This is a genomic window from Yersinia kristensenii, from assembly GCF_900460525.1.
GTDB classification, from domain to species: domain Bacteria; phylum Pseudomonadota; class Gammaproteobacteria; order Enterobacterales; family Enterobacteriaceae; genus Yersinia; species Yersinia kristensenii.
In genome coordinates this window covers 2,701,234-2,715,122 of sequence record NZ_UHIY01000001.1, presented here as the reverse complement: position 1 = coordinate 2,715,122, position 13,889 = coordinate 2,701,234, and the positions used below count along the sequence as shown (strand labels likewise).

Sequence of the window (13,889 nt, the reverse complement as noted above, 5' to 3'; positions counted from 1 at the left end):
GTTTTATCACTGAAAACAGCCGCGGCGAAAAATAGCACCGAACAAAAAATGAACCGCGCGCAATGGATGTTGATTAAAAATCATACCCTGGGGAAAAGAAATGTATTTCCTGTGGAAAAATTGTGCAAAAAAGAATGAATTAGACCAATCTAATCACAGTAAAGCATTGTCGTTGCTCGGTTGGCTGGGGTATTATGGCGCGCTATAAATTTGCTGCGGAATTTGGTGGCAAATGCAAATTCAGGCTGTTGGTTCATACTCAAATTAGTTGACATTGCAGAGTTATAGCAGCGCCAAATAATGAGCTATCGGCCTGAAACGTGTAAACCGAATCATCAGAAATTTCTGATGTAAATCCCTTGTAGTACCGCTACCTATGGCAAAAGAACAAACGGATCGCACGACGCTGGATCTGTTCGCAGATGAACGCCGTCCGGGGCGCCCGAAAACAAACCCATTATCCCGTGATGAACAGCTTAGAATTAATAAGCGAAATCAACTACGGCGCGATAAAGTACGTGGCTTACGACGCGTGGAACTGAAGATTAATGCCGATGCCGTCGATGCTCTCAACAGCCTTGCTGAGCAGCGTAACATCAGCCGTAGTGAACTGATTGAACAGATGTTACTGGCTCAATTAGAACACTCACAAAAAGGGTTTTAACCCTATTGGTTTTACCCCATCGGTTATCACGACGGCGTGGCGTAAGTGATTACGCCACGCCAATATCCTCACAATAGCTTTTGAAAAATAGGCTAGAACGTTTCCCAGTTTGTATTGTTATCCACCTTACTCGTCGGTGTCGCCGCTAAAACTCTGGCCCGAGGTTTGGCTGCCGGTTTTGCTCGCTCATCATCTGACCGCAATTTAAACACGGCTACCGCTTGGTTTAACTGCGCCGCCTGTTCCTCCAGCGAAGCCGCTGCTCGGGAAGCTTGCTGCACCAACGCAGCATTTTGCTGAGTCACACTGTCCATTTCCGCCACCGCCTGCCCGACTTGAGTGATACCTTTACTTTGCTCATCAGACGCCGATGCGATCTCCCCCATTAAATCAGTGACATTCGTAATGGAACGAACAATTTCATCCATGGTTATCCCGGCGCTTTCTACCAATGCCGAACCACTGCTAACGCGGCTTACTGATTCGGTGATCAAGTTATCAATCTCTTTCGCCGCCTGCGCACTGCGTTGTGCAAGATTGCGGACTTCACTGGCAACCACGGCGAACCCCCGACCTTGCTCTCCGGCTCTGGCCGCTTCAACGGCGGCATTGAGTGCCAGAATATTAGTCTGGAAAGCAATACTGTTAATTACCGTGGTAATTTCGGCTATTTTGCGTGAACTCGCAGAGATCTCATCCATGGTATGCACCACATCAGCCACCAGTGCCCCACCTTTTTTTGCAGTGATAGAAGCATTTGCCGCCAGTTGACTGGCGTGATGTGCATTGTCTGCGTTGTGTTTTACCGTTGCCGTCAATTGCTCCATACTCGCGGCGGTCTCTTCCAATGCGGCCGCCTGCTGCTCTGTTCGCGATGATAAATCCGTATTTCCGGCAGAAATTTCTGCCGCCCCGTGATAAATCCCATCAGTGCTGCTGCGAATAGCTTTTACCGTGTTGGCCAAGCTGGCCTGCACATCACGTAGCAGTGGAAATAATTGCCCGACACAGTTACGGCCAAAATCCGTAATAGGCTGCCCAAGTTGGCCTGAAGCAATCGCGCGAAAATGTGCGCGGATATCATCTAGCGGACGCACCATGTTAACAATTAGGTAGCGATCAGTGACCACCAAAATCACTAATCCCGCCACCAAAGCAGAGATTAATATTATGCTGCTCACTCTGGTCAGGTGAGCAAATTGCTCTTTAGCCACGCCGATGGCTTTTGAGGCGGCCTGATTAAAATTCTCCGCAACAGCGCCATATTGGCGGCTCAGCGCTGGCACGGTCTTTTTGGCTAAATCCTCATAGACTGTGTCATTGTTATTCATTGCGGCCTGAAATAGCGGAGTCACACCCTGATCAATTAATCCACTCCATCCATTAACCACTCCAGTCACCAATGCGGGATCAATCTGTGCATGATCGATAGCTTTAAACTGTGCTAACTCCTTTTTCAGATTCTCAAGTGCGGTATTGGATGATTTGAGTTCTTTATCGGCATCCACAATATTACCGCTCTGGCGATAATCGACTGAACGGGCCAGACGTGTCACCATGCGGAAATATTGATCCGTCCCCTGATTGACTAAATTCATGTTTTCAACCAACACACTGTTGGCATTAGACGATTGTGTCAGTTGATTCAGTGATAGCAATGTATAACCCGATACACCGCCCCATAGCAGGCAAAATGCCCCAAGCACCCAAAGTAGTGCGGCTCTGATGGTAATATCTCTTAAAAACTGCATGTTCGTTCCCCTTATATATCGGATAGTTATCGTTAAAACTCTGGTGTTACTTGATGACCGAAAAGCAATAAAGGACGTTCCATACAGCTAACGACAACTCCTTTCCCGGCAAATTTTCATCTGACGGTTTTCCCCCTGGCACCGCAAATTGCAACCTTTCGGTTACATGAAGGTTATCGGCAATGCCGCTATAAGGTTGAGCGGCTCACAAAAATTTTATATCGCATAAACTTGATATCGGCCTGGCGAGATTTTCTGGCATTATATGGCCCTATACATGTGTTATATTATTGGGCAGAAGGCTCAATAATTTGCATAACTTTTTGAATTTAAGGGTATTACGTTATATGGCAACTGTAGGCATTTTCTTTGGCAGCGATACTGGCAATACCGAAAACATTGCCAAGATGATCCAAAAGCAACTGGGCAAAGAGGTTGCTGAGGTTCATGACATTGCCAAAAGCAGCAAAGAAGATTTAGAAGGCTTCGATATTCTGCTGATCGGTATCCCAACCTGGTATTACGGTGAAGCCCAGTGTGATTGGGATGATTTCTTCCCGACGCTGGAAGAGATCGATTTCAACGGCAAACTGGTGGCGTTGTTTGGTTGTGGCGACCAGGAAGATTACGCAGAATATTTCTGTGATGCGATGGGAACCGTGCGCGATATCATCGAACCACGCGGTGCTGCCATTGTCGGTCACTGGCCAACGGCAGGCTACCACTTCGAAGCCTCTAAAGGCTTGGCGGATGATGATCACTTTGTCGGTTTAGCTATTGATGAAGATCGCCAGCCAGAACTGACGAATGAGCGAGTGAGTGCTTGGGTGAAACAGATCAGTGAAGAACTGAATCTCGCTGAAATTACCGGTTAATTTGTCGTGTCGGAAACGCGCGGGTGGTGTTAAACATCAAACCGCGTTTCCGTTACTCTTACGCCTCTCGCGATACTTGTTAAGCCGCCCACAGATCCGCATGTTCATCCGTGAAAAATGAAAATAAACCGCTACAAATTTGTAACGTTACGCCTAGCAGCCATATACTTAAATGATGCAACAATCCCATTCATCAATACATTGCATGATTAATGGGACAAAGTGTGCGATTATATCTTTGTTAACAACCACGGTTTTCATTTGGGGCTAGCAGTTCTATAATGAGACGCAATTGAGAATATTGCGCCACGGATGTCATAGGCTGAACGGCCTTAATTTGAATCGATAGTAATAGGACTGAATCCGCATGACTGACAACAACAAAGCCTTAAAAAATGCAGGCCTTAAAGTAACGCTGCCTCGGCTTAAAATTCTGGAAGTGTTACAAGATCCGGTTAACCATCACGTCAGCGCGGAAGATCTTTATAAAAAGCTGATCGATATCGGTGAAGAAATTGGCTTGGCGACGGTTTACCGCGTACTGAACCAATTTGATGATGCCGGTATTGTGACCCGCCACAATTTCGAAGGCGGTAAATCAGTCTTTGAATTGACACAACAACATCATCACGATCATCTGATTTGCCTGGATTGCGGCAAAGTGATTGAATTTAGCAATGAAGAGATTGAAAAACAGCAGCGTGATATTGCTGAGAAGCATGGCATCAAGCTGACCAATCATAGCCTGTATCTATATGGCCACTGTGCCACTGGCAATTGCCGTGAAGATGAGTCTGCGCACGATCCAAAATAATATGGTTTAATCGCATTGATCATATAAAGATTTTTAGATAATGCTGAAATAAGCAATTCTCAAGATGGCCGCCTTTCCCACAAATCATTTTAGTTGGGAGTCAGGTGGTCATTTTTGTTACTGGTATCCTATATCCCTATCCTCGTGACAAATCCACTTTTTTATTGCTCACTTAGTCGCTATCCGTATGAGTTTGAAGCAAAAAAAACCCCGGACTCGCCGGGGTAAAAACCATCAACTCAATTTCACTTAATGTTGTTTACCTAAAAATCGGGCAAACAGGAGTTAACATCAGACACAACACTTTGACAGCAATAATCAGACTTTAACCGGCTCCGCACGGCTACTACGTTTACCATCCGGACTGGTCGAGCGAATCAACACATCACCGCTGACTTTAGGTTGGGCTTTGACATCATATTTCTGCCATTGCTTGCCGCCATCAGTCGAATACTCAATAATCAGCCCCGGCAAGGAGATGTTAGCTTCTAACTCCCCTGCAACAACACGTGCTCCCGGCACCGGTAAGCGGTAAGCAACACCGGCTTTATCCAGTTTCGCCAATTCACGTTGCCCCATAATATTGGCAAAACGCTGCCAATCTGAGTTCAACGCCTTGGTATCGACCATATGGGTTTCGCCACCTTTGTACTCACGACCTGCTTTGTAATCTTGCTCCCATGGCGCACGATGCCAGGCACGTTCCGCCAATGGTAATACCCGTGGGAAAATCATGTATTCCATCTGTTCGTCAGTCCGGACAGTTTCATTCCATGATTGGCCTGAAATACCGTGCACACCCGGCCAAGGTTTATCACTCTTGGCACTGAAGTGATTACCATCGCGGTCAACCGAGGTTTCAGCATTTTGCGGCATGTTGTCCGGCGCGAAACTGAAGACTTTAGCTTCGTCGTTGAAGCGAGTTGCCCAGTAATAACCGCGCTCACTTGGGTTAACTTCATACGGCATGTCGAAATAGACATAATCTGGGTTGGACGCGACCACTTCATAACCTTTATTGGCCCAATCATTGACTGAGTCGGCCCCGCCCCAATAGAGGGTATCCCAGAAGTTAACGCCCACACGTTTGGTCGCAAAATCCTTCGAATCTTTGGCATCTTTAAGGCCATCTTGCCAGGCTTGCATTTTTTCGATGCCGTGAGCATTTACCAACTTGCTGACTTCAATAGCAAAGTGGCTGGAAAGGTGCTCAACATCCTGAATTTTGCCTTGCTTGACCATGTCCTGACAAACCTGCGATTTGGCCCACGGCTTATCTTCTACACTCTTATCAATAATGCCTTTACCCGGCTCAATCGGGCTGTTTTTGTCCTGGAACCCGGCCCCCAGACGGATATTTTTGGCCTCATCGCCGCCAAAATGCCAAGTATTTAGCGGCATACCGGCTTCTTTATGCATCTGAGCCATTTCGCCGATCACTTTGTCGACAAAACGCTTAGAAGAATCCAGGCAGGGGTTGAGATAACTTTTGCGCTCATACAACTGAACTGAAGTCGTTTGAGAATCATCTGTCGGGTCGACCAGACGGAATTCGTTGGCTTCTTTTTCTTTGCCCTGCTTCATCAAATTGTTGTAGCGGGCCTCCATTGATACCACAGCCGCACGAGCATGGGCTGGCATATCAATTTCAGGAATGACATCAATCTGACGCGCCTTGGCGTATTTCAGAATGTCGATGTAATCAGCGCGGGTAAAATGACCAGAACCCAGATTATTGCTATCCGGGCCAGAACCCAATTGTGGCAATAAACAGGTAGTTTCCGTTAAATCGTGGCAACGCTTGCTACCGACATCCGTCAGTTCTGGCAAGCCAGGAATCTCAATACGCCAGCCTTCATCATCACTGAGGTGGAAATGGAATTTGTTCAGCTTGTAAGCCGCCATTTGATCGAGCAAACGCAGCACGGCATCTTTGGTTTTGAAGTTACGCCCGACATCCAGGAAGACTCCGCGATATTCAAAGCGCGGCGCATCTTTGGCCTCCAATGTTGCAATCTTCTTGCTACCGTCAACCGGCACTAAAGAAAGAATAGATTGCAAACCGTAGAACACCCCTGCCGGATCAAAACCTATGACCTGCGCGCCTTTTTCGCCGATTTTCAGCTCATATGCCCCAGAAACGGCTAAATCACCTTTAAAAGCAGACGGCTGAATTACCGTTTTAATCGGGAAGCCGGCTGAATCAGACTTCAAACCCAGTAATTCAAAACGCTGTTGTGCAGCATCAGCGGCCGGTTTTGGTAAAGCGCTCAGGTCAAGAGCAACGCCTTTACTCAAATCGGCATCTTGTTGGTGAATTTTCACTTCCATCGGCGTCGGGATAATCTGCCCGCGCAGGTTAGCTGCTGCCAATGTTTTCACCGCTTCATTTTTAACAAAGCGGGATTCCGGCGTCATCAGCACGTTATTGTCGTCTTTGGTGCGCTTCCACTGATCGCCCGTAAACTGAGTCAGATATTCATTAATATCCTCAGTATCAGTGCTTTTCAGGACTTTTGGTTTCGCATCACCTGAAGTGGCGTACCAACGCGGCATAAAGTCAGTGGCAAATAACTGCCAGTATTCACCAGTGATCGGGATTTCAACCGCCTGATTGGCGGGGAAGCCGGTGAATTTAGCGGTAGGTTCAATTTTATGCAGATCGCCGGTCAGGTGAGTAATTTTGAATTGGTCGTCATCGACAGTCAGGATCCGACGGATGCTGTGGAAGTAAATGGCCCAGTCTTGGCCTTTGATCTCATCCCCGGTGTTGGTCAGAGTAATCAGGACTTTATTACATGATGCCCAGTCAGCGCCCAATTTGGCGCAATCTACACCATTTTCAGCCGCGCGGTTATCCAATATTTTATAGTTAACTTTCAAGGTGCTGAGTTGATCAACCAGCTGTTGGTTGGTGGTGTCCGCATGAGCGTACCCCATCAGGCCAAAGGTTGCGGTTATCGCCGCTAATGCATTTAATCTGAATTTGTTCATCACTAACCTCATCCGTAATGAATAACCGCTGTCAAAATAGCTACTGGAAGTCGCGCAGATGACAGAATTATTGTTAGTTCAAGTGATATTGCGAATTAATTATTTTGGCGAATTTCTTGCCACAACTTGCCACACTGCGCGTCATAGGCCTGGCCATTACCGGTATGGGCCGCATCAATACAACGCTGATAATCCAATACCCGAACGGTCTCTTTGTCAGTAAAGGCTTGATGCGCTTTTTCTTGTTTCAAGACGTTCAACACCGCCTTACAAGGGATCAGCCTTTCCGGCTGGCCTTCGCTGGCATTGATACAAGCGCTGTAAGCTTGCTTAAGTTTGCTGTCTTCTGGCTGGACTGGGCCTTGTGTGGCGCAAGCACTTAATCCCATGACTGCAGCAATGATAAAAAATATTTTTTTCATGGTGGCACTCCATTGTGTCCCCGGCACGGCGGCCGGGGATGGCAATCAAACGGGGTAAAATCAGAAGATAGTAAATGGCGCAATCACGATGAATTTGACGTCTTTTTCATCCTGGAATACGTTGCCGAAACCGCCACCATAGCTTGGGATGTTGGTGTGGTTGTCATACATGGTGTAATGCAGTTTGAATAATGTGCCTTTCGCCCGGCCTTCTTGCAGGGTGTAGAGCACGTCAAAGTTCCATGCAGATTCTTTCAAACGCACATTCTGGTCATAAATTGGATTGGTGCTCGGTTTGGCATCCCAACCATAAGCATAGGAAGTCCCAACTGACCAACCGGCCATATTCCAGTTTTTCAGGTCATACATCACGCCACCAAACAACGCTTTTTCGCCGTTGGCGTTGAAGTCAGAACGGGAATCCCACCACACGTCCAAGCGACCATTGGAAGTTGCATAGCCTGGGGTCATACGTTGCAAGAAGTAACCTTGGTTACCCTCAGCTTTGGCCCAAGTCCCCTCCAAACGCCAATCCAATGGCCCGGTGGTATAACCCAGAGTCAATGCTTGTAACCAGGCAAGACCGTCATAGACGTCATTCACATCGTTGAAACCGCCATCGACTTTATCTTTCGCGCCGTAGAACTGGTAAGAAGTCCGCAGATCATTACCCGCCACCGGGAAAGCATAAGAGGCTTTCGCAAAGTATTGGTCCATGTAATCTTTGGCTTGACCGAATGCGGCTTCCAGCACTAGCTTGTTTTTAAAGTCGTATTTGGCACCAATTGATTGCAGGTAACTTATGCCAGTCTTGCCATCAGCTTGGCGGAAGTTATACATATTCTGATACCACGGCGCTTTATATTCATCAGTCCACATGTAAGACATGGACAGTGCGCCCGCAGAATCGAAATCGAATTTCGCGCCACCCTCAGCACCACGATAGGTGCCTGGCATAAAGCTCCAGTGTGGGGCTAACAGTGTCTGGCCAGTAGGTTGGATATAACCACCACGCGCCCAGAAATCACCTAATTTGAATTTGGCGGCAGCTTTGTAAATACTGACACCACTCTTATCGCCGGTCCATTTTTCATCCCAACGGGTTTTGGCATCACTGAAGCCAATTTCGTTTGGTGCCGCGGGGCCGCTGTTGGTCATTTCAACTGCGCCAAAAGCCGCTAAGTCGATACCGAACATATCTGCGGCATAGCCGGACGAGAAGTCCAGGTTGGCGTTAAATGTGGAGTGATGCAGGTTAGCAACATACTTGCCATACTCTGCGCTACCCGGCGTTAAATCCTTACGGTCACGCTGACGCTGCCAATAGTAAATACCACCCGTCAGTGATGAATCATCAACAAAGCCCTCTGCCTTGGCTTCTGGGGCAACCATAAACCCCGTTCCTAACAATGCACCCGCGACTGCGAGCGCCAATGTTTTACGTTTAGCACCGTGCGTAACCATATGAAAAAATTCCTCTTTGACATCACATTTAAAGTGCCGTCCCTGTGTCCACCACAGCTCACAGGTTTAGCCTCAAAAAAACCCTAGTGGGTAAAGTTTTGCTGGGAAGAAATCTCCACCAGCAGTTGCTCATTTAAAAAACAACCCTCGCTGTCGAAATACACACTCACGAAGATTGCTGCTGGAATATAGACTATTTTTCGCGACGCGAATTATCAATCAAAAAAGGAGCTAATTATTCAAAGTATGACAATGAGCACATAACTGTGAAAAAATATTACAGAGTTCACAAAAGCTTTAAAAACAATGCATAAGAGGATGGCGGCGAAGTAAAATCGTCTCATATTGACATCTTGAATGGTTTCAGCTTAACCAATAAAACATAAGATTTATCCGAGTAAAATAGTGTTATTTACTTAGTTAATTCGTAAAGCGAATATTTAAGAAAGACTTACAGATAGCCACTCAAAGGAGGGAAAAGAATACAATCAGTCGAGATTGACCATAGAAGAGGATGGGAAAGAGAGAAAATTGAAAGGATAGGGCCGCGTTTAGTAAAACTAACAATAACCCTATAATGGGCATAAAAAAGGCGTGGATTAAGCCACGCCAATTGAAGTGAATCTGGGGACTAAAATCAGTTAGTGACTTTAGCAGCCCAAGTATCACGCAGACCTACAGTACGGTTAAACACCAGCGAGTCTGGGCGTGAATAGCGACTATCGGCACAGAAATAACCTTCACGTTCAAACTGATAGGTTTTTTCTGGTGTCGCATCAACCAGGCTCGGTTCAACAAAGCCCTGACGGATAATCAAAGACTCAGGGTTAATGGTGGACAAGAAGTCTTCCGCTGCCGCAGGGTTTGGTACACTAAACAAACGGTCATATAAACGGATTTCCGCTGGCAAGGCATGTTTAACCGAAACCCAATGGATAACCCCTTTCACTTTACGGCCGTCAGCAGGATCTTTGTTTAAAGTCTCTGCGTCATAGCTGCAATAAAGTGTCGTGACATTACCTTCTGCGTCTTTTTCAACGCGCTCAGCTTTGAGCACATAAGCATTACGCAGACGCACTTCTTTACCCAGTACCAAGCGCTTGTATTGTTTATTGGCTTCTTCACGGAAATCAGCGCGATCAATATAAATCTCACTGTCAAAAGGTACCTGACGGGTGCCCATATCCGGGTTATTCGGGTGATTTGGCATGGTCAGCCACTCTTCCCCTGCCGCACGGTTCTCAATAACCACCTTGATAGGATCAAGAACGGCCATAGCCCGTGGGGCATTTTCGTTGAGATCATCACGGATACAGGATTCCAGCGCCATCATCTCAACGTTGTTATCCTGCTTGGTGACACCAATACGGCGGCAGAATTCACGAATGGATGCGGCAGTATAGCCACGGCGACGCAAGCCAGAGATGGTCGGCATACGTGGGTCATCCCAACCCTCAACTACCTTCTCAGTCACCAATTGGTTCAGCTTACGCTTCGACATAATGGAATATTCGAGATTCAGGCGCGAGAACTCATACTGACGCGGATGACATTCAATGGAGATATTATCCAGCACCCAATCATACAAGCGACGGTTATCCTGGAACTCTAAAGTACAGAGTGAATGGGTAATTCCTTCGATCGCATCAGAAATACAATGGGTAAAGTCATACATCGGGTAGATGCACCACTTGTTACCAGACTGGTGATGCTCGGCAAACTTAATGCGATACAGCACGGGGTCACGCATCACCATAAACGGCGACGCCATGTCGATTTTAGCACGCAAACAAGCGGTGCCTTCAGCAAAACCACCGGCACGCATTTTCTCAAACAGCGCCAGGTTCTCTTCCACACTGCGATCGCGATAAGGGCTATTTTTGCCCGGTGCGGTCAGTGTGCCGCGATATTCGCGCATTTGCTCAGCAGTCAGCTCATCCACATACGCCAAGCCCTTGTTAATCAGCTCTACAGCGTACTGGAACAATTGATCAAAATAGTCTGAGGAGTAGCGTACATCACCGCTCCAGGTGAAGCCTAGCCACTCTACGTCGTGTTTAATCGACTCGACGAACTCGACATCTTCTTTCACCGGGTTGGTGTCATCAAAACGCAGATTGCATTGGCCCTGATAGTCTTGTGCAATACCAAAATTCAGGCAAATAGACTTCGCATGGCCAATATGCAAGTAGCCGTTTGGCTCAGGTGGAAAGCGGGTATGAACCGACGTGTGTTTGCCGCTGGCTAAATCTTCGTCAATAATCTGACGGATAAAATTACTCGGGCGGGCTTCTGCCTCACTCATTGTTCTATTCCTCAATGCAAACGCAACAAATATAACCGCATATTTACCTAATAGATTTCAAGCATGCAGGAAGGCGGCAAACGAGAGAGTCCCGATGAGCTTACACAAGTAAGTGATTCGGGTGAATGAGAGCAGCCAACACACCTGCAACTTGAAAGATGACAGGTATAATCCAACAAGCCCGACTTGGAAACAACCGTTTGTTACAGTAAATAAAACAAAAAAGCGGGAAGAGATTGCTCTCTTCCCGCTGCTTCGATTAAAACTCAGGTCAGTGACTCAGTACATCAGCACTTTTTCACTGCGAATCTTAAACTGATTATTTGCCTTGGATCTCAAATAACTGGCTTTGACCGGCAACCACAGAGCCGCCCGCCAACACCGAGATACCGGCATAATCATCAATATTACTGACGACAACTGGGCTAATCATTGAGCGCGCATTAGCATTCAGATAAGCCAAGTCCAGTTCCAGCACCGGTTGACCAGCAACCACAGTGGCACCTTCTTCAACCAGACGTGCAAAGCCCTGGCCGTTCAGTTTCACGGTATCAATCCCGATATGAACCACAATTTCAGCGCCGGTTTCAGTTTCCAGGCAGAAAGCATGGTCAGTATTGAAGATTTTTACGATGGTACCGTTCGCCGGAGAAACCACTGTTTTATCCGTCGGACGAATGGCAATACCTTCACCTACCGCTTTACTGGCAAAGGCTTCATCAGGAACCTCTTCCAAAGCCACAACATCACCGGTGATTGGAGAAACCAATATCAAGGAAGCTGTTTTCGCGGTATTAATGACCGCTTGAGGCTTGGCCGCAGCAGGAGCAACGGAGCTACTTGCCGCTGGAACCGGGCCACCGGCCAATACCGTACGCATTGCCGAAGCGATTAATTCCGCACGAGTACCGACAATCACTTGCACACTTTGTTTGTTCAGACGAATAACACCTGAAGCGCCCAAACGTTTGGCAACACTGTCATTGACCAAAGCAGAATCTTTCACGTTCAAACGCAAACGGGTGATGCAAGCATCAATCCCTGTCAGGTTATCTGAACCGCCGATGGCACCAATGTAACGACGCGCTAAACCATTAATTTCGCTTTCGTTAATTTCTGGCGTTTTATCAACATTCACGTCATAGCCATCTTCTTCACTGCCTTCAACCGCCAGTTCACGGCCTGGAGTCAGCAAGTTGAATTTATTGATGGTGAAACGGAATACCACGTAGTAGATGACGAAGAACACCAGACCTTGCGGGATCAGCATGTACCAGTGTGTCGCCAGCGGGTTGCGGGAAGACAGCACCATATCCACCAGACCAGCACTGAAACCAAAACCTGCAATCCAATGCATACTGGCGGCAATGAACACAGAAATACCGGTCAGCACAGCATGGAGGAAGTACAACACTGGAGCCACGAACATGAAGGAGAATTCAAGTGGTTCAGTGATACCGGTGAAGAAGGCAGCGAATGCCCCCGCCAACATGATACCCGCTACTTTTGCTCTGTTTTCCGGGCGTGCGCAGTGATAAATCGCCAGCGCAGCACCAGGTAAACCAAACATCATAATTGGGAAGAAACCTGCCTGATAACGGCCAGTGATACCGACCACAGCTTTACCGCTATCGATGGACTGTTGGCCACCCAAGAAGTTAGGGATATCGTTAATACCGGCAACGTCAAACCAGAACACCGAGTTCAGGGCGTGATGCAGACCGACTGGAATCAGTAAGCGGTTGAAGAAGGCATAGATACCCGCGCCCACAGAACCCATATCTTTGATGTATTCGCCGAAAGTCACCAATGCGTTATAAATCAGTGGCCAAACGTACATCAGAATAAAGGCAACCACGATCATCAGGAAAGACGTCAGAATCGGAACCAGACGGCGACCGCTGAAGAAAGAGAGTGCTTTTGGCAATTCAACGCTGCTGAAGCGGTTGTACAACTCAGCAGAGATGATACCCACCAGGATACCCACGAACTGGTTGTTGATTTTGCCGAAAGCAGCAGGAACCTGATCAACCGGAATCTTTTGAATCATTGACACCGCGGCTGGCGAACACAATGTCGTCAATACCAGGAAGCCCACAAAGCCGGTCAGTGCAGCAGCACCATCTTTGTCTTTTGACATACCATAAGCCACACCAATGGCGAACAGCACGGACATATTGTCGATGATGGCGGCACCGGACTTGATAAACAATGCCGCTAGCGCATTATCACCACCCCAGCTGACCGGATCTATCCAGTAGCCCACACCCATCAATATCGCGGCAGCAGGCAGTGTGGCCACTGGGACCATCAAAGCCCGACCCACTTTTTGCAAGTAACTAAGAATATTCACCTTTCCCCCTATTCGTCCGATATCGGACCCTTTAAGTAGTTTATTTATTTGACTCACTACCTTTTAGAAAAACGCATGGCACACTTTCTATTTATTCACGGCACGTATTACTCATTGCGGAGTGTAAAAAATTTATTTCGTAACGCAAATTAAAACCCCCTATTTTGTGATAAATGTCACCAAAAACCAGTCAAAAAGCACCAATGCACTAGCCATGACACAAAACTTATTTTATCATTCGAAAAAT

General features: G+C 47.2%; 9 protein-coding genes. 3 read left to right on the top strand and 6 right to left on the bottom strand.

Going from position 1 to position 13,889, the window contains the following annotated elements:
• The first annotated feature begins 376 nt into the window (after positions 1 to 376).
• Positions 377 to 664, top strand: coding sequence for a LexA regulated protein (ybfE, locus tag DX162_RS12370; RefSeq protein WP_004390567.1), 288 nt, complete (start codon positions 377 to 379; stop codon positions 662 to 664).
• A gap of 92 nt (positions 665 to 756) precedes the next feature.
• Here the strand turns inward: ybfE and DX162_RS12365 are convergent, their stop codons facing one another.
• Positions 757 to 2,415: a methyl-accepting chemotaxis protein gene (locus tag DX162_RS12365; protein ID WP_004390568.1), complete on the bottom strand. Its 1,659-nt coding sequence runs from the start codon at positions 2,413 to 2,415 to the stop codon at positions 757 to 759.
• A gap of 347 nt (positions 2,416 to 2,762) precedes the next feature.
• Here DX162_RS12365 and fldA point away from each other — a divergent pair, with 347 nt between their 5' ends.
• A complete protein-coding gene (gene fldA, locus DX162_RS12360; protein WP_004390569.1) occupies positions 2,763 to 3,290 on the top strand; it encodes a flavodoxin FldA in 528 nt (175 codons plus the stop codon).
• A gap of 367 nt (positions 3,291 to 3,657) precedes the next feature.
• Positions 3,658 to 4,104, top strand: a complete 447-nt coding sequence (fur, locus tag DX162_RS12355) for a ferric iron uptake transcriptional regulator (protein WP_004390570.1) — start codon at positions 3,658 to 3,660, stop codon at positions 4,102 to 4,104.
• A 318-nt stretch (positions 4,105 to 4,422) separates the two neighbouring features.
• Here the strand turns inward: fur and DX162_RS12350 are convergent, their stop codons facing one another.
• The 5 genes from DX162_RS12350 to nagE all read right to left on the bottom strand — a co-directional run bounded on the left by DX162_RS12350 (position 4,423) and on the right by nagE (position 13,642).
• Positions 4,423 to 7,098, bottom strand: a complete 2,676-nt coding sequence (locus DX162_RS12350; protein WP_004390571.1) for a beta-N-acetylhexosaminidase — start codon at positions 7,096 to 7,098, stop codon at positions 4,423 to 4,425.
• A gap of 95 nt (positions 7,099 to 7,193) precedes the next feature.
• Positions 7,194 to 7,520 (bottom strand): ChiQ/YbfN family lipoprotein, encoded by a 327-nt coding sequence (gene chiQ, locus DX162_RS12345; protein WP_049560561.1) that lies wholly within the window; start codon positions 7,518 to 7,520, stop codon positions 7,194 to 7,196.
• Between the two features lie 60 nt (positions 7,521 to 7,580).
• Positions 7,581 to 8,984: a chitoporin ChiP gene (gene chiP, locus DX162_RS12340; protein ID WP_004390574.1), complete on the bottom strand. Its 1,404-nt coding sequence runs from the start codon at positions 8,982 to 8,984 to the stop codon at positions 7,581 to 7,583.
• Positions 8,985 to 9,621: 637 nt separating this feature from the next.
• Positions 9,622 to 11,289, bottom strand: coding sequence for a glutamine--tRNA ligase (glnS, locus tag DX162_RS12335; protein WP_004390575.1), 1,668 nt, complete (start codon positions 11,287 to 11,289; stop codon positions 9,622 to 9,624).
• A 319-nt stretch (positions 11,290 to 11,608) separates the two neighbouring features.
• Positions 11,609 to 13,642 carry an N-acetylglucosamine-specific PTS transporter subunit IIBC gene (nagE, locus tag DX162_RS12330; RefSeq protein WP_032819847.1) on the bottom strand — a complete coding sequence of 678 codons (2,034 nt, stop codon included), beginning with the start codon at positions 13,640 to 13,642 and terminating at the stop codon, positions 11,609 to 11,611.
• Positions 13,643 to 13,889: the final 247 nt, after the last annotated feature.

Bases quoted from the DNA above. Each gene is read 5' to 3' on its own strand.
- ybfE (WP_004390567.1), top strand. From the start codon at position 377: ATGGCAAAAGAACAAACGGATCGCACGACGCTGGATCTGTTCGCAGAT.
- DX162_RS12365 (WP_004390568.1), bottom strand. From the start codon at position 2,415: ATGCAGTTTTTAAGAGATATTACCATCAGAGCCGCACTACTTTGGGTG.
- fldA (WP_004390569.1), top strand. From the start codon at position 2,763: ATGGCAACTGTAGGCATTTTCTTTGGCAGCGATACTGGCAATACCGAA.
- fur (WP_004390570.1), top strand. From the start codon at position 3,658: ATGACTGACAACAACAAAGCCTTAAAAAATGCAGGCCTTAAAGTAACG.
- DX162_RS12350 (WP_004390571.1), bottom strand. From the start codon at position 7,098: ATGAACAAATTCAGATTAAATGCATTAGCGGCGATAACCGCAACCTTT.
- chiQ (WP_049560561.1), bottom strand. From the start codon at position 7,520: ATGAAAAAAATATTTTTTATCATTGCTGCAGTCATGGGATTAAGTGCT.
- chiP (WP_004390574.1), bottom strand. From the start codon at position 8,984: ATGGTTACGCACGGTGCTAAACGTAAAACATTGGCGCTCGCAGTCGCG.
- glnS (WP_004390575.1), bottom strand. From the start codon at position 11,289: ATGAGTGAGGCAGAAGCCCGCCCGAGTAATTTTATCCGTCAGATTATT.